The sequence below is a fragment of the Pseudomonadota bacterium genome, from assembly GCA_038533575.1.
Lineage (GTDB): Bacteria > Pseudomonadota > Alphaproteobacteria > Rhodobacterales > Rhodobacteraceae > Shimia_B.
Window position 1 is genome coordinate 1,026,369 of record JBCAYL010000001.1, and the last position, 21,711, is coordinate 1,048,079.

Consider the following 21,711-nt stretch of genomic DNA (forward strand, 5'->3'; position numbering starts at 1 on the left):
GTGGCGCGGGCCCGCCCGCGCTAGACCGTCGGAAACCGCAGGGTCGCCACCACCGGCGCATGGTCCGACATCGACGCGATCCAGCCATCGCGGGAGGGCCCCTCGGGCTCCAGCGCCCAGCCCGCCACGAGCGCCTCGTGGCCATCGGTGGGCACAACCTCCACCGAGCCATCCGCGAAGATATGATCGAGGTCGCTCTCGCCGTAGGTCCCCGTGCTGCCGTCAAAGAAGGTGGCCGGGTGCGATTTCACCAGCGGGCGCAGATTGCGCCGTGCGAGGCGGCGGGCCATGCGCGCGATCTCGTCAGCCTCAGAGATATCATCGGGCGAGTCCGTCAGCGTGAGCCCCATCGTATTGATATCGCCGAGGAAAACCATGGGCGCGGTCACGAGGCCGTAACTCGGCGCCGCCTTGTCCATGGCCTTCTTGAGCGCGCCCACCTTCTCCACCATCGCCGCGCGAAGACCGAAGCCCTCTGGCGTGGGCGAAGATTTGAAATGCCCGAAGAGGACGGGGATCGGGCGGCCTCCGTCACTGTAGATCGTCAGGAGCGAGGCCGGGCGGAGATAGATGTTGTTCTCCTTGAATTCGCCCTTCTGGGTCACGAAGGCGCGCAGCGACTTCCGCCAACCGATGAGGATCTCCTGCGTCTGGGTGCCCTCGGACAGGTGGAAATTGTAGTCCGTCAGCGCCTCCGCCAGCGCGCCGAAGGCGGTGGCCGCCTCCACCTCGAGAATGCCGAACACATCAGGCGCATGCGCCTCGATTTCCGCGATGACGCGCGCCACGCGGCCAGCCTTCTCAGCGCCTTTCTTGCCGTTGAAGTGCTCAACGTTCCAAGTGAGAAATGTAATGTCCATGTCTAACCCATTGATGATGCAATGGATTGATCATGCCTTACTTGGAGGCGGATTTCACCAATTTTGCCTCGCGCGCGGCCCGGAGCTTCGCGAAGTCATCGCCCGCGTGGTAGCTCGAGCGCGTGAGCGGCGTCGATGAGACCATGAGAAAGCCCTTGTTCCAGGCCCTCTTCTCGTAGCTGGCGAACTCCTCGGGCGTCACGAAGCGGTCCACGGCGTGGTGCTTGGGCGTGGGCTGGAGATACTGGCCGATGGTGAGAAAATCGATGTCCGCCGCGCGCATGTCTTCCATGACCTGCGTCACCTCCTGCTCGCGCTCGCCGAGGCCCACCATGATCCCGGACTTGGTGAAGATGGCGGGCTCGAGCTCCTTCACGCGCTGAAGAAGGCGCAGCGAATGGAAGTAACGCGCGCCCGGGCGCACTTCCGGGTAGAGGCCCGGCACCGTCTCCAGATTGTGGTTGAAGACGTCGGGCTTCGCTTCAACGACGACCTCCAAGGCCTTGTCATCGCAGCGGATAAAATCAGGCGTGAGGATCTCGATGGTGGTGTCTGGAGATTGCTTTCGGATGGCGCGGATCGTCTGCGCGAAATGCGCGGCGCCGCCGTCTTCCACGTCGTCACGGTCCACGGAGGTCACGACGACATGGTTGAGGCCGAGCTTCTTGACCGCGAAGGCCACGCGGCCCGGCTCGAACGGGTCGAGATCCTCCGGCGGCTTTCCCGTGGCGATATTGCAGAAGGTGCAGGCGCGGGTGCAGACCTCGCCCATGATCATCATGGTGGCGTGGCCCTGGTTCCAACACTCGCCCATGTTGGGGCAGCCGGCCTCTTCGCAGACGGTGGTGAGCTTGTTCTCCCGCATGATCTCGCGGGTCTGCCTGTAGCCCTCGCCCACCGGCGCCTTCACGCGGATCCAGTCCGGCTTCTTGGGCTGGGGATTGTCGGGGCCGCGCTGCTTTTCCGGGTGGCGCTGCACGCGGTCCGTGATGTCGCGGGTCTTGAGCTTTGGCGGTGCGAGGTCGCGCATGGGCGTCCTTTCAGGCTTGGCTTTCCCCCGAGGTAAGCCAGTGCACTGATATTGTCCATGAATCCGGCAGGGATGCGGCAATGCGCCGGACGCATGGAAACCGCCTTAGCGCGTACGGACACCGCATCACGCGGGCGCCGCAACGCCCGCGATCCACATGAAAAATCCAGCGGCGTCAGCCGATCATCGGGCCATACTTGCCGTGGCGGCGCGCGTAGTGCTCCATCAGACGCCCCAGCGCGATGCGCAGCACGATCTTGCCCGAGCGCGCCGACCATCCCATGCGCTTTTCCGCGGTCTCGAGCCCTTCGAGGAAGCAGCAGCAGCGCAGCGCCACGTCGCCGAGCCCGGGCCCGAGATCGGCGAGCGCGTCCTGCACACGGGTGCGCGCCGCCTCGGGGCCGCCGAGGCCGTCGGTGGAGGTGAAGCTGCCGTCATGGCCGCCGGTGAGGAAGCGGTCCCAGTTCTGCGCCACGCGCGGCCCCATCTGCGCCAGCTCGAAATCCTCGCGCAGGCGTTCGCCCGCGGCCACGAGATCGTCGCTGAGAAAGGGCGCACCGTCCCGGTCCTTGCGGCGGGCCAGCGCGGCAAGCGGGCTTTCGGCGAGGTTGTAGCGGAGCCGGCGCGGGCGCGTCTCGCCCGCCTCCATGACGTCACGCTCGGCCCAATCGCGATGTTGCGCGGCGAAGGGGCTTTGCGCCTCCGCGAAGCCCGCCTTCCGATTCTCCTGCTCAGCCAGAAGCCGCTTGAGCGCCGCGCGGCCGGCCTGCGTGATGCGGTAGCGCGCGATGCGGGCCTCGGGCGCGGCGCAGGCGATCCAGTCCTTCAGCGCCATGGCCTGTGCCACGGGGCGGTCGACGACGGCGGTCTTTGTTGTCCCCCCATCGGCGGTATCGCGGACGACGACGGCCTTCTCCATCTCCCGGGCCACCGCGAGCACGGCCCCCGTCTCGCAAAGACGACGCAGGATGCGGCGGCCTTCGCGGGCGATGAGCGCTTCGGAGGGCGCGGTGTCTGCGTCGGGAACAAGGCTGAGCGCGGCTTGGGGCATCTTGATCGGATCCTTTCCGTCTGACTTTCGAAAATGGGACCACCCCAGGCGGCGCAGTCCTTCGTCTATCAGCGGATCGTCCCGGCGCTGCTCAAAGCGCTGGACCTGGCGGAGCACGGTGGAGGCGTGAACGCCCGCGCGCCGCGCCACGGCCCGGATCGAGAGCCCGGCTTCGGTGTGAAAAAGGTAGTGCCGCGCTGGCTCCGGTAGCCATGGCGGCAGGCCCGCCTCATCCACATCTTTACCGGCGAGATGCATGAGCACCGCCCCCTATTCCCAGACTTTTCCCCAAGGTCATGAACAGGCACCTGCTTGAGCCGCGCCCTTGACCGTCACGGGAATCAACCTATGGATGTATTCGTTACCGATTGGTTAATGATCGCTGATACCCGCAGCATTCGCGACAAATTGTAATCGCTTATGACTTGACCGCTCGCTATTTTCGGGGAGCGCGCAACACATCCATAGGTTGTGGGATGGTCCTCGCATAGCAAGGAGGTCCGCACCCATGCAAGATGTATACACACGTCTGTCCACACTCTCCCGTCCCCGGCTTCTGATCTCTGCCGCGCGGCACGGGCTCCTCGATTACGACCGGAGCCGCCATCTCCGGAAGATCCTCGGCACACCCCGCGCGCCGGGGCCCACGGAGGCCGCCACGCGGCTCATGGAGATCGAGGCGGGATACAATGACGCCCGCGAGAGCGGCGACGGCAGCTACACCATCGGCCGCCATATCGACGTGCTCATCGCGCTGATGGGTGAGGCCGCGCTTCTTGGTGCCGCGCGCGACGCCAAGGTGTGATCGTCAAACGAAGGCGTCCGGCATGGAGGCCTTCTTCTCCGTCACGTAGGCGTTGAGCGCCTCGTTGATGGCCGGATCGAGCGCCGGGGCCTGGTAGGCGGCGAGGAGCTTTTCCACGCGCGCCGTGGCCAGCATCTGGGTATCTCGCGCGCCTTCGTCGGCCCAGGTCTCGAAAGGCTTGTAGTCGAAGACATCTGAGCGCCAGAACGCCTCCTTGTAATTCGCGTGGGTATGGGCGGCGTCGAGGTAGTGCCCGCCGGGGCCCACCTCGCGCAGCGCGTCCATGGCGAGCGCGTTTTCGTCGTGCGCCACGCCGGCGGCCATCTTGTGCAGCGTGCCGAGCTGGTCAGCATCCATCACGAATTTCTCGAAGCTCGAGACCAGCCCGCCCTCCAGCCAGCCACAGGAATGAAGCATGAAGTTCACCCCGCCCATGAGCGCGGCGTTGAGCGTGTTGGCGGTCTCGTAGGCGGCCTGCGCATCCGGCAGCTTCGAGCCGCAAAGCCCGCCGCCCGAGCGGAAGGGTAGCCCCATGCGCCTGGCGAGCTGGCCCGCGCCGTAGAGGATCTGGGAGGCCTCGGGCGTGCCGAAGGTCGGCGCCCCGCTTCCCATGTCGATCGAGGTCACGAAGGTGCCGAAGATCACGGGCGCGCCGGGGCGGATGAGCTGGCTGTAGGCGATGCCGGCCATGACCTCGGCCAGCACCTGCACGAGCGTGCCCGCCACGGAGACGGGCGCCATGGCACCGCCCACGATGAAGGGCGAGACGATGCAGGCCTGGTTTGCGGCGGCATAGATCTCGAGCGCGCCCATCATCGTGCTGTCGAAGGTGAGCGGCGAGTTGATGTTGATGAGCGATGTCATCACCGTGTTCTGGGCCACGAAATCCTTGCCGAAGAGGATCTCGCACATCTCCACGCTGTCCTGCGCGCGGCTGGGCTCCGTCACCGAGCCCATAAACGGCTTGTCAGAGAGCACCATATGCGCGCGCAGCATGTCGAGGTGGCGCTTGTTGACCGCCACGTCCGTGGGCTCGCAGACCGTGCCGCCGGAATGGTGCACCCATTTCGACATGTAGCCGAGTTTCACGAAGGTCTCGAAATCGGCCATGGTGGCGTACCGGCGGCCTCCTCCGGCATCGCGCACGAAGGGCGGCCCATAGACCGGGGCGCAAACGAGGCTCTTGCCGCCGATCTCCACCGCGCGCTCGGGATTGCGCGCGTGCTGGGTGAAACGCGCAGGCGCCGTGGCGCAGAGCTTGCGTGCGAGCCCGCGCGGCAACCGCACCCGCTCGCTCTGGACATCGGCGCCCGCCTCTTTCCAGCGCGCGAGCGCCGCAGGGTTCTCGACGAAGGCCACCCCGATCTCCTCGAGCACCTCCTCGGCGCGGTCCTCGATGATGTCGAGCGCCTCGGTACTCAGGAGATCCATGACCGGGATATTGCGCTCGATGAAGCGCGCCGCCTCGAGCCTGACACCCGTGCGCGCAGCACGCCGGGCGGCCCCCCCTCCTCCGCGACCGCGGCGGGCTCCGGTGGGTGCATCTTTCATGGCGGGCGGCTCCCCTTCTCTGACTGACCATAGGCTAGTGCCTTCGCGGGCGGCACGCGGGCCGAAAAACGACCAATGGCGGCGCAGAGCGAAATGCCGCCCGTTGCGCACCCGCAGGGCCGCGCGTAAAGGCGGGACATGGACCAACATGACCGCCTGCTCATCATCGATTTCGGATCCCAGGTCACGCAGCTGATCGCGCGCCGCCTGCGGGAGCTGAACGTCTATTGCGAGATCCATCCCTTCCAAAAGGTGACGGAGGCCTTCCTTGCCGAGTTCGCGCCGAAGGCGGTGATCTTTTCCGGCGGTCCCGCAAGCGTCATGGACGCGGACGCGCCTCAGCCTCCTGCGTCGGTCTTCGAGCTTGGCGTGCCGATCCTGGGCATTTGCTACGGTCAACAGGTCATGATGCACATGCTCGGCGGGCGCGTGGAGCGCGGGCACGGCACGGCGGAGTTCGGACGGGCCTATGTGACGCCCTCCGAGGACCGCATCGACCTCCTCACCGGCTGGTTCCTCGAGGACCGCGAGCAGGTCTGGATGTCCCACGGGGACCACGTGGCCGAGATCGCGCCGGGCTTCGAGGTCTATGGCACCTCGCCCAACGCGCCTTTCGCGATCACCGCGGACCTCGCGCGCAAGTTCTTCGCCGTGCAGTTTCACCCCGAGGTGCACCACACGCCCAATGGCCGCACACTCTATGAGAATTTCGTTAGGCTCGCGGGCTTCACCGGCGACTGGACCATGGGCGCCTACCGCGAGGAGGCCGTGCGCCTCATCCGCGAGCAGGTGGGCGACGGCAAGGTGATCTGCGGGCTGTCGGGCGGGGTGGATTCATCGGTGGCTGCGGTGCTGATCCACGAGGCCATCGGCGACCAGCTTACCTGCGTTTTCGTCGATCACGGGCTCCTCAGGAAGAACGAGGCGGAGGAAGTGGTGGGCATGTTCCGCGACGCCTTCAACATCCCGCTCATTCATGCCGACGAGAGCGATCTTTTCCTCGGCGCGCTCAAGGGCGTGAGCGACCCCGAGGAGAAACGAAAGACCATCGGTCGGCTCTTCATCGATGTCTTCCAGAAGCACGCCGACGAGATCGAAGGCGCGGCCTTTCTCGCGCAGGGCACGCTCTATCCCGACGTGATCGAGAGCGTGAGCTTTTCCGGCGGGCCCTCCGTGACGATCAAGAGCCACCACAACGTGGGCGGACTGCCGGAGAAAATGGGGCTTAAGCTCGTGGAGCCGCTGCGCGAGCTCTTCAAGGACGAGGTGCGCGCCTTGGGCCGCGAGCTCGGCCTGCCAGACAGCTTCATCGGTCGCCATCCCTTCCCTGGCCCGGGCCTCGCCATCCGCTGCCCCGGAGTGATCACGCGCGAGAAGCTCGACATCCTGCGCGAGGCCGACGCCGTCTATATCGACCAGATCCGGAAGCACGGGCTCTACGACGAGATCTGGCAGGCCTTCGTGGCGATCCTGCCCGTGCGCACGGTGGGCGTCATGGGCGACGGGCGCACCTATGACTTCGCCTGCGCGCTCCGCGCGGTGACGAGCGTCGACGGTATGACGGCGGATTACTACCCGTTCAGCCACGACTTCCTCGGCGAGACAGCCACGCGCATCATCAACGAAGTGCGCGGCATCAACCGCGTCACCTACGACATCACCTCCAAGCCCCCGGGCACCATCGAGTGGGAATAGCGTGAGCAGTGCCTCGTCACCTTCAAGAGCCATGGCGCGAGCGATAGTGTGCTTGAGGCGGCGCAGGCCCGTGTAAGGAAGAAGTCATGAAGCCAATATTTATTCTCGGCTTGGGCGCGCAAAAGGCAGGCACATCCTGGCTCCACAGCCTCCTGTCGAAACAGAGCAATGTGAACCTCGGGTTCAAGAAGGAGTACCACATATGGGACTATGTCTTCTCTGATCTCGGCAGCCGTTTCGAGGCGCCCTTAAAGAGCCCCGACACAGCCGCGGATGCGATCCGTCGGATGATGCAGGCCGACCCTGCGGTCTACACCGCATACTTCCGAGGTCTCATCACCCCGGAGATCAACGTGAGCGGTGATATCACACCGAGCTATTCCGTGATTGGGCGAGACGGGCTCGAGAAGATCCACGGATATCTCGATGGCGCGGGGTTCGACGTGCGGGTTTTCTTCCTGATGCGCGATCCAATCGAACGGATCTGGTCTGCGGCGAGGATGCAGGAGCGTAATCGAAAGCGGAAAGGAAACCAGCCGACCGACAGCTACGCGGAAAAGAAGGTGCTCGATTACCTGAAGCTTCCAGGTCAGGTGGCCCGGTCCGACTACAGATCGACTGTGGAAAACATCGAGAGCGTTTTCCCGAAGGACAAGGTCCATTTCGCGATCTTCGAGGATTTGTTTAACGAGGCCAGCATCGAGCGGATCAGCGCGTTTCTTGGCTTCAAGATCGAGGGTGCCGAGTTCGACAAGCGGGTCAACGCATCTCCGTCGGCATCTAGGTCCGCGGAGACGACGCGAGCGCTCCAGGATTTCCTCGCACCACAGTATTCGTTCTGCCGAGAGAAGTTCCCCATCACATGGGAGCTTTGGAAAGGCAGCCCCTGAGGGCACCGCAGAACGCAATGAGGATTTCGGGTGACTGGGCTCGTCGCTTTTGACGTTCCAGACCATCGCGTCCATAGCAGGCGCAAGACTGAGAAGGGCCGAGAACCGGCCCGCCGGGTGATACCGAGGATATACGACATGCCACGACGCCGCCGCCGATTGACGCTGTCATGACCGACACCGTACGCGGCGCGGTCTGGATGATCGGTGCCATCGTCTCCTTCACCGCCATGGCCGTGGCCGGGCGCGCGGTGAGCTTCGAGCTCGATACCTTCGAGATCATGATGTACCGCTCGTTTCTCGGGATCGCGGTTGTTGTTGGCGTGGCCTGGGCCGCTGGGACGCTGGGCGAGGTCAATCGGCGCAATCTCGGCCTCCATGCCGTGCGTAATCTCGCGCATTTCTTCGGGCAGAATTGCTGGTTTTACGCGCTGACGCTGATTCCGCTGGCCCAACTCTTCGCGCTGGAATTCACCTCCCCCATCTGGGTGCTGCTCCTCGCGCCGCTCTTCCTCGGCGAGCGGCTCACATGGCCCAAGGTGGGATTTGCCGCGCTGGGCTTTGTCGGTGTGCTCATCGTCTCGCGCCCCGATTTCTCCAGCGTGGAGCCCGGGATCGTCATCGGGGCCGCGGCGGCCATCGGCTTTGCGGGGTCGGCCATCTTCACCAAGATGCTGACACGCACGGAGACGATCACCTGCATCCTCTTCTACCTCACCGTGATGCAGGCGGTCTTCGGCGTGATCTGCGCGGGCTTTGACGGCGATATCGCGCTTCCCTCGGCGGCCACGCTGCCCTGGCTCCTCGTCATCGGGCTCGCCGGGCTCGTGGCGCATTTCTGCCTGACGACCGCGCTCTCGCTCGCGCCCGCGTCGGTTGTGATGCCGGTGGACTTCGTGCGCTTGCCGGTGATCGCGCTCATCGGGATGGCCTTCTACGCCGAACCGCTCGACGCGCTCGTCTTCGTGGGAGCCGCGCTGATCTTTGCGGCCAACTACCTCAACATCCTGCGCGAAGCGCGTATGGCCAAAATGTGACGCTTTTTTCAACGCAGGCTTGTAACGCGGCGTCATAAATTGACCGTTTTGTGAACATGCCGGATGTTGCGCGCAGAGCGGCGTATGGGAGTGCCGCATAGGGAAGAGATAACATGAAAAAATACCTCACGACGAGCGCCGCACTCGCCATCGCAGCATCCGCCGCATCCGCTGGCGGCATCGACCGCTCCGGGCAGGGCATCGGCGTCATTTTCCAGGACACCGGCGACATGGGCGGCTATGCCCAGTTCTCCTTCGGCAACGTGAGCCCCGAGGCAAACGGCACCTTCACCGGTGGCGAGGCTAGCCCGCTCGGCTCCTACCAGCAGACAGGCTTTGCCTTCAAACAGCAGCTGTCCGACGCGCTCAGCCTTTCGGTGATCTACGATCAGCCGTTCGGGGCGCTCGTGGAGTATGACGCTGGCGCGCCCTTCTTCGGCGGCTTCGCAGACATCAACTCGGACGCCGTCACGGTGCTTGGCCGCTACGAACTCGCCAACGGCTTCAGCGTCCACGGTGGCGTGCGCGCGCTGAGCGTGGAGGGCAGCATCCTGACCTTCTTCGGCTTTACCCCTGCCCTTCTCTCCGCTGAATCGAGCTTCGATCTCGGCACGGTTGTGGGTGCCGCCTACGAGCGCGAGGACATCGCGCTGCGCGTGGCGCTCACCTATTCGAGCGCGATCACGTCCGAGTTCACCGCGACGGAGAACGGCGTGGACACTGCGTTTGACGTGGAATTCCCGGAGAGCATCAACCTCGACTTCCAGACTGGCGTTGCACAGGACACGCTCGTCTTCGGTACCGTCCGTTGGGTCGGCTGGGGCGGGTTCAACCTGACCACGCCCGGCGATGGCGTGCCAGGCGTGAGCCCGGCGGAGTATGTAAACTTCGAAGATGACACCATCACCTACACCGTGGGTGTGGGCCGTCGCCTTTCGGAAGAGCTCTCGGTCGCAGTGTCCTACACCTATGAGGAGCAGGGCGTCATCCCGTCCACCACGGCTCTTGCACCGACCACCGGCCTCAGCAGCTTCGCAGTATCCGGCTCCTATGCCCTCGACGGCGGCGTCACGATCTCCGGCGGCATCACCTACGGCATTCCCGGCGACCAGGTCGTCGAAAATGGCCTCGTGGGCGATGTGAACTTTGACGACAACGAAGTGATCGGTGTCGGCGTCCGGGTCGGCTTCGCCTTCTGATTAACGCACCATCCAATTAAGAGCCCCGGCCGCCGCGCCGGGGCTTTTTCGTTTTGCGCAAGTTTCGGGATGCAAAGCGCCCGCAGCCGACGTTATTCCGCTGCCATGGCGACGCAAATGACGATGGGCCCGCGGGCCTGGGGTGAGCTCCTCCTTCTATCTCTCATCTGGGGCGGCACGTTTCTGAGCGTGCGCATCGCGCTCGACACGATCGGGCCGCTGACGGTGGTGGCCCACCGCGTAGGCTGGGCGTGTCTCCTCCTCTGGGCAGTTGTGGCGGTCCTCCGGCTGCCTCTCCCGCTCTCGGCGCGCCTCCTCTTTGGCTTCTTGGGCATGGGGCTTCTCAACAACGCGGTGCCCTTCACGCTCCAGGCGTGGGCGCAGCTTCACGTGGAAAGCGGGCTCGTCGCGATCCTAAACGCGGGGACGGCGTTCTGGGGCGTACTCGTCGCGGCGCTCTTCCTCGCGGATGAGCGGCTGAGCGGCCGGAAGCTCCTTGGCGTCACGCTGGGCTTTTTCGGGGTGGCGACGGCCATCGGCATAGGCACGCTCGCCACGCTGGATCTCACGAGCCTTGGGCAGATCGCGGTCGTGGCCTCGACGCTGTCTTACGCCTTGGCCGGGGTCTGGGCGCGGTGGTTTCTCAAGGGGCTTCACCCGCTCGTGCAGGCGGCGGGCATGCTGACGGCCTCCACCCTCGTGATGGTGCCGCTGGCCTGGGGTGTCGAGGGGCCGCTCTCCCTCGCCCTCGGCTGGGAAACATGGGCGGCCATCGCCTACGTCACCGTTATCGCGACTGCGGCGGCCTACCTCCTCTACTACCGCGTGCTCGCCATGGCGGGATCGGGAAACCTGATGATCTGCACGCTCCTTATTGCACCCATCGCCATCGTGCTCGGCGCCGTCTTCCTCGGAGAGGCACTCGCGCCGCGTGCCTTCGTGGGCTTCGCCATTCTCGCCGCGGGCCTCCTCATCCTCGCGGGCAAAACCCCTTTTCCCGCGCGCGGCAGCTCGCTAAGACAGCGCGACTGAACGAGAGCCGCGCCACGCCCATGATCTACAAGACCGCCGCAGACTGGCGCGCCGCCCCCGAAAAGCGCGTCTGCCTCTTTGCCATGTCCGGGCTCGGCAAGACCCATGTGAGCCAGATGCTCCGCGACAGCGGGGGCTGGTTTCACTACTCCGTCGATTACCGCATCGGCACGCGATACATGGGCGAGCACATCGCGGACAACTTCAAGGCCGAGGCGATGAAGAACCCGTTTCTGGCGGAGCTTCTGCGCTCGGATTCGATCTACGTCGCCTCCAACATCACGTTCGAGAACCTCGCGCCGCTCTCCACCTATCTCGGCAAGCCGGGCAATCCGGCGGCGGGCGGGCTCAGCCTGGCTGAATACCAGCGCAGACAGGCCCTCCACCACGCCGCCGAGCGCGACGCCACGCGCGACGCCGTGCCTTTCATCAATCGGGCCAAGGCGCTCTATGGCTACCCGCATTTCATCTGCGACAGCTCGGGATCGCTCTGCGAGGTGGCCGATGGCACCGACCCGGCCGACCCGATCATGACCGAGATCAGTGCCCATATGCTCCCGGTCTGGATCGAGGGCGACGCCGCCCATACCGAGACCCTCATCAAGCGCTTCGACGCAGACCCGAAGCCCATGTGCTACCAACCCGCCTTCCTCGAGGCCTGTTGGGCAGACTACACCGCCGGGCGCGCGGAGGCAGAGATCGATCCCGACGACTTCGTGCGCTGGACCTATGCCCGCGCGCTCGCCCATCGACAGCCGCGCTATGCCGCCATGGCGCGCTGGGGCGTCACGATCCCCTCGGGCGCCTTCGAAAAGGTGGCCAGCGAGGCGGATTTCATCGACGCCGTGGCAGACGCCATTGAAGCCAAGCGCCGCGCGGCTTAACTGCGCCTCCCATGCCGATCACGCTTCCCTCCGACTTGCCCGCCTACGACGTCCTCTCCCGGGAGGGGGTGATGGTGATGGATCAGGGCTTCGCTGCCCGCCAGGACATCCGCCCGCTCAAGATCGGGCTCCTGAACCTCATGCCGAAGAAGATCCAGACGGAAAACCAGTTTGCCCGGCTGATCGGCGCAACACCGCTGCAGATCGATTTCCACCTCATCCGCATGAGCGAGCACTATTCCAAGAACACCGCCGAGGAGCACATGGAGGCCTTTTACCGCCCCTTCCAGGAGGTGAAGGCCGAGAAGTTCGATGGGCTCATCATCACAGGAGCGCCCATCGAGCATCTGCCGTTCGAGGACGTGACCTACTGGGACGAGCTCACCGAGGTGATGGCATGGACGCAGAGCCACGTGCATTCCACCTTCGGCGTCTGCTGGGGCGGGATGGCGATGATCCATCACTTCCACGGGGTGGCGAAACATCTTTTGCCAGAGAAGCTCTTCGGCTGCTACCGACACATGAACTTCGCGCCGGAAAGCCCCTATCTGCGCGGATTTTCCGACGATCTCGCCATGCCTGTGAGCCGCTGGACAGAGATGCGCAAGGCCGAGATCGAGGCGGCCGGGCTGCCGATCCTCCTGCATTCCGATGCCGTGGGGCCGGCGCTCGTGGAGGACCCGGCCCACCGGGCGATCTACGTCTTCAACCATTTCGAATACGACTCGACCACGCTTGCGGAGGAATATGCCCGCGATCTCGAGAACGCGCAGGTCGAGGGTGCCGAGATCGGGATGCCTGTTGACTACTTCCCCGGCAACGATCCCACGGCCAAGCCGCAGAACCGTTGGCGCTCCCACGCGCATCTCCTTTATGGCAATTGGCTCTCCGAGATTTATCTGACCACGCCATACGAGGCCGCGCTCATCGGTCAGGCTCAAACAGATCTCCGGAAGACAACCAAGTGACAGGCAAAACCATGGTGCTCCTCGTCCTTGTCCTCCTCGTCGCGGGCACCGTCGTCGGCGTGCGCGCCCTCGCAGCGGCCGAAGAGCAACGGACCGAGGCCGCCTTCCCGCCCGAGGGTGCCTTCGTGGAGGTGGACGGCGTGCCCGTCCATTACGTGCAGCGCGGAGAGGGCCCCGACATCATCCTTCTGCACGGCGCGGGCGGATCGACCCGGGATTTCACCTTCGCCTTCATGGATCGACTGACAGACCGGTACCGCGTCACCGTCTTCGACCGTCCAGGGCTCGGATATACAGGGCGCATCGAGGATTACGGGGTCTTTTCCCGCGACGCGGAGACCCCGAGAGAGCAGGCGCGCTTCCTCCAGGACGCCGCCGACGCGCTCGATGTGTCGCAGCCCGTCGTGCTGGGCCATTCCTTCGGCGGGGCCGTGGCCATGGCCTGGGCGCTCGAGCGACCCGATGAGACTGCCGGGGTCGTGATGGTCGGCGGCGTCTCCAACGAGTGGGAAGGCGGCCTCGGCTGGTTTTACAACGTCACCTCGCACCCGATCATCGGCCCGATCTTCAATCCGCTCGCCACGGCCTTTGTCCCAGACGGATACGTCGCCGGTACGGTGGCCGGGATCTTCCGTCCGCAGGATGCGCCCCAGGGCTACGCCGATTATATCGGCCCGCGTCTCTCGGCCCGGCGGGAGACGCTCTATGCCAACGGGCGGCAGGTCCACGGCCTCAAGCCCCACATCATCGAGATGGTCCCGGGCTACGCCGCGCTCACCATGCCCATCGAGATCGTGCACGGCGATGCCGATGATATCGTGCCGCTTGCCGTGCACTCGATCCCGCTCTCCGGGCAGGCCCCCGGGGCCGTACTCACCGTGCTCGAGGGCATCGGGCACATGCCCCAGCACAACGCCGCCGCGGAGGTGGAGGCCGCCATCGACCGCGCCGCCGAGCGCGCCGGCCTCACCGCCGGATTGCGCTAGGCTCCCGGCACCGCCATATTCCACAGGCACGAGGAGACGCGCATGGGCAAACCCTTCGACGCCGCCATCACGCGCCACTTCGAGGAGGCCGCGCCCACGGAGGTGCGCGCGCTCATCGAGGGCGCGAAGAAAGGCGATATCCTCGAGCCCGACTACCCCCATGCCGAACGGCTCGGCCGCAAGGACTACGAAGAGCGCTATGAGGCGCTCCAGATCGAGCTGGTCAAGTTCCTCGCCTGGGTGAAGGAAACGGGTCAGCGCGTGGCCATCGTCTTCGAAGGGCGTGACGCGGCGGGAAAAGGCGGCACGATCAAGCGCTTCCGTGAGAACCTCAATCCACGCTCCGCGCGGGTCGTGGCGCTCTCCAAGCCGTCGGATCGCGAGGCGGCGAGCTGGTACTTCCAACGCTACATCGCGCATCTCCCGGCCGAGGGCGAGATCGTCTTCTTCGACCGCTCCTGGTACAATCGCGGCGTCGTGGAGCATGTCTTCGAGTTCTGCACGCCTGAGCAGCGGGAGCTCTGGTTCGGCCAGGTGGGCCCCTTCGAGGAGATGCTGCGTAGCGACGGCATCCATCTCATAAAGTTCTGGCTCAACGTGGGGCGCGCCACGCAGCTGAAGCGCTTTCTCGATCGTGAGAGCGATCCCCTCAAGCAGTGGAAGCTGAGCTGGATCGACGTGGAAGGCCTCAACCGCTGGGATGCCTACACCGACGCGATCCGCGAAACGCTCACCCGCACCAATGACCCCTGCCCCTGGACGGTAGTGCGCAGCGACGACAAGCGCCGCGCGCGGCTGAACGCGATCCGCGACGTCCTCACGCGCTTTGACTATGCGGGCCGAGACGACGACGCGCTCGGGACCTGCGACCGCGACGTCGCGGGCAGCATCGACATCTGGCATGCCTAAGCGCGGCTATCATCACGGCAACCTGCGCCAGGCCCTGGTGGATGCGGCGCTGCGGCTGATCGAGGAGAAGGGGCCCACGGGCTTCACGCTCTCTGAGGCCGCCAAGGACGCCGGCGTGACGCCCGCCGCCGTCTACCGGCACTTCGAGGGGCGCGAGGATCTCATCGCGGAGGCAGCGCGGCAGGGCTACGGGATCTTCGCCGATCTCATGGAGCATGCCTATGACAAGGGCCAGCCTTCGGCGCTGGCGGCCTTCGAGACGGTGGGGCGCGCCTATCTGGCTTTCGCCAGGCGCTTCCCCGGGCATTACGTGGCGATGTTCGAATCCGGAATCTCCCCGCAGAGGACACCGGAACTGAACGACGTGGCCAGCCGCGCGACGGGAGTCCTCGAGAAAGCCGCGGCGGACCTGTCGAAGCACATCCCGCCCGACAAGCGCCCGCCGCCGCAGATGTTCTCGGCCCATGTCTGGGCCATGAGCCACGGCGTGGTGGAGCTCTTTGCCCGCGGCACGCCCGGCACCAAGAGCCCCTACCCGCCCGAGGACCTCCTGGAGACCGGCATCGGCATCTACCTGCGCGGTCTCGGGCTGATCCCGGCGGACGAGGAGGTCTGAGGGAAACCGGCCTTTGAGGGCCATTGCGCGGCTACGACGCCGCGTGAAGTGGCTTGCACACGCCTTCGGCGCTCTATTCCGAGAACAGCACGAGGGCCCGGGGATCCCACGCGACGCGGGCCGTGGCCCCCCGCTCGAGCACGGGGCGGCCCACGATGTTCTTCATCGAAAGCGTCACGGGCTCCGGCACCCCCGCGAGGCGCACGTCATAATAAGTCATGTCGCCGTAGTAGTATTGCTCGGCCACCTGCCCCTCCACCACCGCCGGATGCTGCTCGCCTTCGAAGGCGAGCGTCATGAGCTCGGGACGGATGCCCACCTGCGCGGGCCCGCTCACCGCGCCGCCCGGGCATTGATCGACGTCGAGCGTGGCGTGACCGAGGCCCGCGATCTCCACCTTGATCGATGCGCCCTCTGTCCGGGCCTCGGCGGGCAGGAAGTTCATCACCCCGATGAAATCGGCGACCTTTTTCGTCTTCGGACGGCGGTAGAGCGTCTGCGGATCGGCCACCTGCGCGATCTCGCCCTCGAACATGACGGCGATGCGATCCGACATGATGAGCGCTTCTTCCTGGTCATGGGTCACGAGGATGAAGGTGATGCCCACCTGCCGCTGGAGCCTGCGCAGCTCGCCCTGCATCTGTTCGCGCATCTTCTTGTCGAGCGCGGAAAGTGGCTCGTCGAGGAGGAGCACCTTGGGCCGCAGGATCAGCGCGCGGGCAAGCGCCACGCGTTGCCGCTGCCCGCCGGAGAGTGCGTGGGCCGCGCGGCGCTCGAAGCCGCCCAGCCCCACCATGGCCAGCGCCTCCTCCACCTGCCGCGCCTTCGCGGCGGCATCGAGATCGCGGCGCTTGCGCAGCCCGAAGGCCACGTTCTGGGCCACGTCGAGATGCGGAAAGATCGCGTAGCTCTGAAACACCATGTTGGTGGGTCGCCGGTTTGCAGGCACGCCCTTCATGTTCTTGCCCGCGAGCATGAGCGTCCCGTCGCTGGCCTCCTCGAAGCCCGCGATGGTGCGCAGCAGCGTCGTCTTCCCGCAGCCCGACGGGCCCAGAAGCGAGAAGAATTCGCCCTCCGCGATATCGAGGCTTACGTCCCGCAGCGCGTGGTAGTCGCCGTAGAACTTGTCCACGTCGCGAAGCGAGATGATGGCATCTCTGGCCGTGTCGGTCACAGGAAGCCCCCCTTGTCCCTGAGGCCCGCGCGGGCGAGGCCTTTGCGGCGAAAGTACTCGGCGATGACGAGAAGCACGATGGAGAGCACCACGAGGATCGTCCCGAGCGCCATGACCGCCGGAAGCTGCTGCGGGAAACGCAGGAGCCCCCAGATATAGACCGGCATCGTGGGCTCCGCGCCGGTGAGGAAGAAGGCGATGATGAACTCGTCGAGGCTGATCGTGAAGGAGATGAGGAGCGAGGAGATGATGCCCGGCATCACGAGCGGCAGCGTCACCAGGCGGAAGGTGGAGACCGGCGTCTCCCCCAAGTCGAGCGCGGCCTCCTCGAGCGAGGTGTCGATGTTCTGGAACGCGCCATTGAGGATCGCGATGGAGAACGGCGTGCAGATCAGGACATGGGCCGCGATCACCGTCCAGGTGCTCAGGCTCCAGTCGAAGAGCTGCACGACCACGACGAGGAGCGAGACGCCCACGATGATCTCTGGCAGCACGAGTGGCACCATGATGAGCCCGAGGATCGATCGCTTGAGCGGGAAGTCGTATTTCGCCCCGGCCCGCGCGGCACAGATCCCGAGGATCGTGGAGAAGACTGCCGTCACCAGGGCGATGAAGACCGAGTTCCGCACAGCGTCGTGGAGCGCGGGCGTGGTCCAGAGCTCGCCGAACCAGCGGAAGGTGAAGCCGTCCAGCGGGAAGGCGATGATGGTGGAATCGTTGAACGCGAAGAGCGGCAACAGGAAGATCGGCAAATAGAGAAAGATCAGGTACGCGACGGCGTATGTGCGCAGGCTCATTGCTTCACCCGGAGGAAGCGGCGGTTGAGCCAGACGAAGAGGAGCGCCAGCGCCGAAACAGAGGCCATGGCGATCACCGCGAGGGCGGCGCCCATGGGCGCGTTGTTCAAACGCAGGAATTGCACCTGGATCATGTTGGCGATCATGGAGCCCTCGGGCCCGCCCACGAGGCGGGGCGTCACGTAATCCCCGATCGTGGGGATGAAGACGATGAGCACGGCCGCCACGACACCGGGCATCGCGAGCGGCAGCGTCACCCGCCAGAATGTCATGAGCGTCGTCTCCCCGAGGTCGCGCCCAGCCTCTAAAAGCGAGCGGTCGATCCGCTCCAGCGCCACGAAGATCGGCAGGATCGCGAAGGGCGCGAAGGCATGGGCCAGCGTGATGACGACCGCATTGGCGTTGTAGAGGATGAAGGTCAGCGGCTCTTCGATGAGGCCGAGGCCCTGGAGCGACGTGTTGAGGACGCCGTTGAAGCCGAGGATGACCTTCCAGAGGAACACCCGGATCAGGTAGCTCGTCCAGAACGGGATTGTGATGAGGAAGAGCCAGAGCGATTTCCGCTCGGGGCGGACATGGAAACTCACGAAGTAGGCGATCGGAAAGGCGAGCACGACCGTGACGGCCGTGGCCGCCGCCGCGATCCAGAGGGACCGCCGCAAGAGCTCACCGTAGAGCGGATTGTCCCACGCCTCCCGGTAATTGGCGAGCGTGGGCTCGGTGATGAGCGTGAGGTAGTCCTGCGTCCAGAAACTGAAGAGGATGATCGCCCCGAGCGGCACGGCCAGGAGCCCGATGGCATAGAGCGCGGCCGGGCTCACCATGAGCAGTCCGCTGCGCGCCTCTTTCGAAAGGATGTCCCCTGCCATGGGCCGTACTAGGCCCACTCGGCGACGATGATGCAAGGGTCCGCGCCCTAGGAATACCCGACGAAGGCCAGAAGCAGGACAGGCGCCACGCAAAGGATCGCCACGCACCACAAAACCATCAGCATGAGAAGCTCCGGCATCGAGCGGCGCTTCTCCTCCTCCTTGATCCGGGCGAGGCGCTCGGGATCGAAGAGGGGTACGACCTTTGGCTTGTTGGGCTGCGGTTCCATGAACGCAAAGCTAGCAGCGGTGGCTGCCACCGCCAGCCCGAAGGTGGCCGCCGGTGCCTTGAGCAAGGTGCCCATCGCGCGGCCGAGCGACCGGATAAGGTTCGGCCATCAAGGCACTGATTTCCATTTATTATTTACCAACCCTCCGCCCACCAGCCCTCCGTCTCCGCCGCCCACGACATTGAAAAACGAGACATTTTGACGTAGGGGAAAAGGGCCGCTGGATATCCGGTGGCACACAAGGGAGGACCGTTTGTTATGAAGTGCATTGCCATGGGAAAGTATGCGCCCGCCGTCATCAATGGCGTCCTTGCCGACCCGCAAGCGCGTGTGAAGACGATGAAATCTCTGATCGAAGGTGTCGGGGGGAACTGGGTGGACGGGTTTTTCGTCCGCGGCCCCTATGACTTCGCGTTCTTGTGTGATGTTCCGAACGAAGAAGCGCTGAGTGCTGTTCATGCGATCGTCTATTCGAGCGGTGCGGTCGACGACGTGTCGATCCACACCGAGCTCGATATCGCAAAGGTGGCTGCGGCAGCGGCCAGGGCGAGTAAGGCCTACACGCCGCCCAGATAGGGCCCCGCGCAGGCCCTCACGGGGGACGTCGCCCGCAGAGCTCCCCGGCCCTCCGGCTCTGCCCGCGGCACAAAAAAGGCCCGCTCGATGGCGGGCCTTTTCTCGTATGCAGATGCGATTAACGCTTTGAGAACTGGAAGCTCCGGCGGGCCTTCCGGCGGCCGAACTTCTTGCGCTCCACCACGCGGCTGTCGCGCGTGAGGAAGCCCGCGGCCTTGAGCGCGCCGCGCAGGCTGGGATCATAGAGCTGCAACGCCTTGGAGATGCCGTGCTTGACCGCGCCGGCCTGTCCGGTGAGGCCGCCGCCCTTCACGGTCGCCATGACGTCGAACTCGCCCTCGACACCGGCCACCTGCATGGGCTGGCGCAGGATGAGCTGCAGAACGGGGCGCGCGAAGTAGGCGTCCTGGTCCTTGCCGTTCACGGTCACCTTGCCGGAGCCCGGCTTGATCCAGACGCGGGCGACCGCGTCCTTCCGCTTGCCGGTCGCGTAGGAGCGGCCGAGCTCGTCACGGACGGGCTCGCGGGCGATGGAGATTTCGGTTTCGACACCCTCGGGGGCGGCGTCACCGGCGATTGCGGAAAGCTCGTCGAGCGAAGAAATCTGGTCAGCCATGTCGCTTACGTCCGGGTGTTTTTCTTGTTCATCGCTTTGACATCGAGCACTTCGGGCGCTTGCGCGTCATGGGGATGCTCGGTGCCGGCGTAGATGCGCAGGTTGGTCATCTGCTTGCGGGAAAGGCGGTTGCCGGGGAGCATGCGCTTCACGGCGAGCTCGACCACGCGCTCGGGATGCTTGCCCTCGAGGAGCTGCTCCTTGGTGCGGGACTTGATGCCGCCCGGGTAGCCGGTGTGCCAGTAGTACTTCTCTTGGCGCTTCTTGCCCGTCAGCTGCACCTTCTCGGCATTGATGACGATGACATTGTCACCCATGTCCATGTTGGGTGTGAAGGTGGCCTTGTGCTTGCCACGGAGGCGGCTGGCGATGATCGAGGCGAGACGGCCCAGCACGACGCCCTCGGCGTCGATGAGGATCCATTTCTTGTCGATATCCGCCGGCGTTGCGGAGTAGGTTTTCATGGGTCGACCTGTAGAAACGATTGGAATTCGGATTGCGCGGTTATACGCATGGGGTTACGCGATACAAGTCCGACTTTCCCTATTTTCTGTCGTGTTTTCATGCGCTTGTAAATTAGGTATTAATATACCCCACAAATGAGCCTCCTCGAACCCTCCCTCGCGATCCTCGCCCTGGTAGCCCTCGGCACGCTCCTCGGCTACCTGCCCACGCGCCGCATCATCGCCATGCGCGAGGCGCACCACGAATTGAAGCGCGGCTCCGCCTCCTTCCTGCGCGCCACCGCGGGCTGGGCCATCATTGCACTCTGGGTCATGGCGCTCTGGTTCGGCGGCACGATCGTGGGCGACTGGATCCGCCTCGGCGATCTCGACGCCGCCATTGCGCGCTCCTGGTTGCGGCTCCGGATCCTTCTGGAGATCGCGGCGGCGATCGGGTCCGATTGATGGCGGTCGCTCAAACCGATCTCCGCTGCACGGCCTGCGGCGGGCAATGCGCCTACAGCCCGCGCGAGGGGGCGCTCGTCTGCGACAGCTGCGGCACCGCGCACGAGATCATCGACGATGCCCGCGCCGACCCGGCGGCGGAGACGGCCTATCGCGCCACCGTCCCCGACGTGCCCGTGGCCGAGCGCAGCCACGCCCACCGCTGCACCGCCTGCGGCGGCAGCGTCATCATCGAGGGCGCGGCCCTGAGCGAGCGCTGCTCCTATTGCAACGGGCCCCTCGTGCGCACGCTCGAGGATGTGGGATACCCGGCCATGGCGCTCATTCCCTTCCAGATCGTGGAAGACATCGCGTGGCAGAATGCGCGCGCCTGGATCGCCAAGCGCCTCGCCGCCCCCGCGGGCCTCGCGGCCTCCATGGAAGCAGGGCGCATGGCCACGCTCTATGCGCCCTTCTTCACCTTCGACAGCACCGAGCTCGTCGATTACTGGGGCACCTACACGACAAAGGTGGGCAAGCAGCGGGTGCGGCGGCGGGAGACAGGGGTCTTCGAGACGCGCTTCGACGATCTCCTTGTCCCGGCCTCGCCGCACATCACGCCGCTCATCCGCGACGGCGTGCTCCATGATTTCGACCCCGGAACGCTGCGCCCCTACGCCCCGGCCTACATCGCCGGGTTTCCGGCGGAGCGGCATCACCTCAATGTCGAAGACGGGCTGATGGCCAAGCAGCGCGACAAGGACCTGCTCATCCGCAACCAGATCCAACGCCATTCGCGGCGGCGGCTGTCGAATATCGGATACAACACCGCCACGAGCGGCGTGCGCTACCGGCGGATCCTCCTGCCCGTCTACATCCTGCATTACGAGCACGGCGCGAAGGCCTACAAGGTCGTCACATGCGGCCTTCACGGGAAGACCTTCGGCGAGCGCCCCTTCGATCATCGTAAGCTCTTCGGCTACGCGGCGACCATCAGCGCGGCGGCGGTGCTCGTGGGCCTGCTCTACGGGCTCGCGGGCCTGCCCTGA

General features: G+C 65.2%; 24 protein-coding genes. 14 read left to right on the forward strand and 10 right to left on the reverse strand.

From position 1 onward, the window contains the following. Positions 1–20: 20 nt before the first annotated feature. The 3 genes from AAFM92_05245 to AAFM92_05255 form a co-directional block, all read right to left on the reverse strand. Positions 21–860 (reverse strand): endonuclease/exonuclease/phosphatase family protein, encoded by an 840-nt coding sequence (locus AAFM92_05245; protein ID MEL7299772.1) that lies wholly within the window; start codon positions 858–860, stop codon positions 21–23. Positions 861–897: 37 nt separating this feature from the next. Then, positions 898–1,890: a lipoyl synthase gene (gene lipA / locus AAFM92_05250; protein ID MEL7299773.1), complete on the reverse strand. Its 993-nt coding sequence runs from the start codon at positions 1,888–1,890 to the stop codon at positions 898–900. A gap of 175 nt (positions 1,891–2,065) precedes the next feature. Continuing rightward, on the reverse strand, positions 2,066–3,199 hold the full coding sequence (locus AAFM92_05255; GenBank protein MEL7299774.1) for a DUF6456 domain-containing protein: 1,134 nt from the start codon (positions 3,197–3,199) through the stop codon (positions 2,066–2,068). Positions 3,200–3,449: 250 nt separating this feature from the next. On the opposite strand from AAFM92_05255, the gene AAFM92_05260 reads away from it, so the two are divergent. Then, the gene (locus tag AAFM92_05260) at positions 3,450–3,746 is read left to right on the forward strand and encodes a DUF6477 family protein (protein ID MEL7299775.1); all 297 of its coding nucleotides are present in this window, start codon (positions 3,450–3,452) and stop codon (positions 3,744–3,746) included. A 3-nt stretch (positions 3,747–3,749) separates the two neighbouring features. Here the strand turns inward: AAFM92_05260 and AAFM92_05265 are convergent, their stop codons facing one another. After that, entirely contained in the window at positions 3,750–5,297 is a 1,548-nt protein-coding gene (locus tag AAFM92_05265; GenBank protein ID MEL7299776.1) for a trimethylamine methyltransferase family protein, read from the reverse strand. A gap of 138 nt (positions 5,298–5,435) precedes the next feature. Here AAFM92_05265 and guaA point away from each other — a divergent pair, with 138 nt between their 5' ends. From guaA to AAFM92_05315, 10 genes are all read left to right on the forward strand, one after another. Then, positions 5,436–6,992: a glutamine-hydrolyzing GMP synthase gene (gene guaA, locus AAFM92_05270; protein ID MEL7299777.1), complete on the forward strand. Its 1,557-nt coding sequence runs from the start codon at positions 5,436–5,438 to the stop codon at positions 6,990–6,992. Positions 6,993–7,078: 86 nt separating this feature from the next. Then, positions 7,079–7,882: a sulfotransferase domain-containing protein gene (locus AAFM92_05275; GenBank protein MEL7299778.1), complete on the forward strand. Its 804-nt coding sequence runs from the start codon at positions 7,079–7,081 to the stop codon at positions 7,880–7,882. A 170-nt stretch (positions 7,883–8,052) separates the two neighbouring features. Then, complete coding sequence (locus tag AAFM92_05280; GenBank protein MEL7299779.1) at positions 8,053–8,919, forward strand: DMT family transporter; 867 nt, start codon at positions 8,053–8,055, stop codon at positions 8,917–8,919. A gap of 113 nt (positions 8,920–9,032) precedes the next feature. After that, entirely contained in the window at positions 9,033–10,118 is a 1,086-nt protein-coding gene (locus AAFM92_05285) for a transporter (GenBank protein ID MEL7299780.1), read from the forward strand. 105 nt (positions 10,119–10,223) lie between these two features. Further along, complete coding sequence (locus AAFM92_05290) at positions 10,224–11,150, forward strand: DMT family transporter (protein ID MEL7299781.1); 927 nt, start codon at positions 10,224–10,226, stop codon at positions 11,148–11,150. A gap of 20 nt (positions 11,151–11,170) precedes the next feature. Then, positions 11,171–12,034: an ATPase gene (locus AAFM92_05295; GenBank protein MEL7299782.1), complete on the forward strand. Its 864-nt coding sequence runs from the start codon at positions 11,171–11,173 to the stop codon at positions 12,032–12,034. 11 nt (positions 12,035–12,045) lie between these two features. Then, positions 12,046–13,002, forward strand: a complete 957-nt coding sequence (gene metA / locus AAFM92_05300) for a homoserine O-succinyltransferase (protein MEL7299783.1) — start codon at positions 12,046–12,048, stop codon at positions 13,000–13,002. Next, positions 12,999–13,988 (forward strand): alpha/beta hydrolase, encoded by a 990-nt coding sequence (locus AAFM92_05305; protein MEL7299784.1) that lies wholly within the window; start codon positions 12,999–13,001, stop codon positions 13,986–13,988. The genes metA and AAFM92_05305 overlap by 4 nt, the downstream gene beginning before the upstream one ends. Before the next feature lie 42 nt (positions 13,989–14,030). Then, positions 14,031–14,897, forward strand: a complete 867-nt coding sequence (gene ppk2, locus AAFM92_05310; GenBank protein ID MEL7299785.1) for a polyphosphate kinase 2 — start codon at positions 14,031–14,033, stop codon at positions 14,895–14,897. Further along, positions 14,890–15,513, forward strand: a complete 624-nt coding sequence (locus AAFM92_05315; protein ID MEL7299786.1) for a TetR/AcrR family transcriptional regulator — start codon at positions 14,890–14,892, stop codon at positions 15,511–15,513. The genes ppk2 and AAFM92_05315 overlap by 8 nt, the downstream gene beginning before the upstream one ends. Before the next feature lie 73 nt (positions 15,514–15,586). On the opposite strand, the gene AAFM92_05320 is transcribed toward AAFM92_05315, so the two are convergent. From AAFM92_05320 to AAFM92_05335, 4 genes are read right to left on the reverse strand one after another with little or no spacing between them, the layout of a single operon-like run. Further along, positions 15,587–16,687, reverse strand: coding sequence for an ABC transporter ATP-binding protein (locus AAFM92_05320; GenBank protein ID MEL7299787.1), 1,101 nt, complete (start codon positions 16,685–16,687; stop codon positions 15,587–15,589). Further along, the gene (locus tag AAFM92_05325) at positions 16,684–17,484 is read right to left on the reverse strand and encodes an ABC transporter permease (protein MEL7299788.1); all 801 of its coding nucleotides are present in this window, start codon (positions 17,482–17,484) and stop codon (positions 16,684–16,686) included. Before AAFM92_05325 ends, AAFM92_05320 begins: the two co-directional genes overlap by 4 nt. Then, positions 17,481–18,353: an ABC transporter permease gene (locus AAFM92_05330; protein ID MEL7299789.1), complete on the reverse strand. Its 873-nt coding sequence runs from the start codon at positions 18,351–18,353 to the stop codon at positions 17,481–17,483. The genes AAFM92_05325 and AAFM92_05330 overlap by 4 nt, the downstream gene beginning before the upstream one ends. 47 nt (positions 18,354–18,400) lie before the next feature. Then, positions 18,401–18,658: a hypothetical protein gene (locus tag AAFM92_05335; protein MEL7299790.1), complete on the reverse strand. Its 258-nt coding sequence runs from the start codon at positions 18,656–18,658 to the stop codon at positions 18,401–18,403. 183 nt (positions 18,659–18,841) lie between these two features. On the opposite strand from AAFM92_05335, the gene AAFM92_05340 reads away from it, so the two are divergent. Then, on the forward strand, positions 18,842–19,159 hold the full coding sequence (locus AAFM92_05340) for a GYD domain-containing protein (GenBank protein ID MEL7299791.1): 318 nt from the start codon (positions 18,842–18,844) through the stop codon (positions 19,157–19,159). Between the two features lie 118 nt (positions 19,160–19,277). On the opposite strand, the gene rpsI is transcribed toward AAFM92_05340, so the two are convergent. Both rpsI and rplM read right to left on the reverse strand, forming a co-directional pair. Then, on the reverse strand, positions 19,278–19,775 hold the full coding sequence (rpsI, locus tag AAFM92_05345; GenBank protein MEL7299792.1) for a 30S ribosomal protein S9: 498 nt from the start codon (positions 19,773–19,775) through the stop codon (positions 19,278–19,280). A 5-nt stretch (positions 19,776–19,780) separates the two neighbouring features. Continuing rightward, a complete protein-coding gene (gene rplM, locus AAFM92_05350) occupies positions 19,781–20,239 on the reverse strand; it encodes a 50S ribosomal protein L13 (GenBank protein ID MEL7299793.1) in 459 nt (152 codons plus the stop codon). A gap of 135 nt (positions 20,240–20,374) precedes the next feature. Between rplM and AAFM92_05355 the strand changes: the two genes are divergently transcribed. Together AAFM92_05355 and AAFM92_05360 are read left to right on the forward strand one after the other, a co-directional pair. Next, positions 20,375–20,683 (forward strand): hypothetical protein, encoded by a 309-nt coding sequence (locus AAFM92_05355; GenBank protein ID MEL7299794.1) that lies wholly within the window; start codon positions 20,375–20,377, stop codon positions 20,681–20,683. Further along, a complete protein-coding gene (locus tag AAFM92_05360) occupies positions 20,683–21,711 on the forward strand; it encodes a hypothetical protein (protein ID MEL7299795.1) in 1,029 nt (342 codons plus the stop codon). The genes AAFM92_05355 and AAFM92_05360 overlap by 1 nt, the downstream gene beginning before the upstream one ends.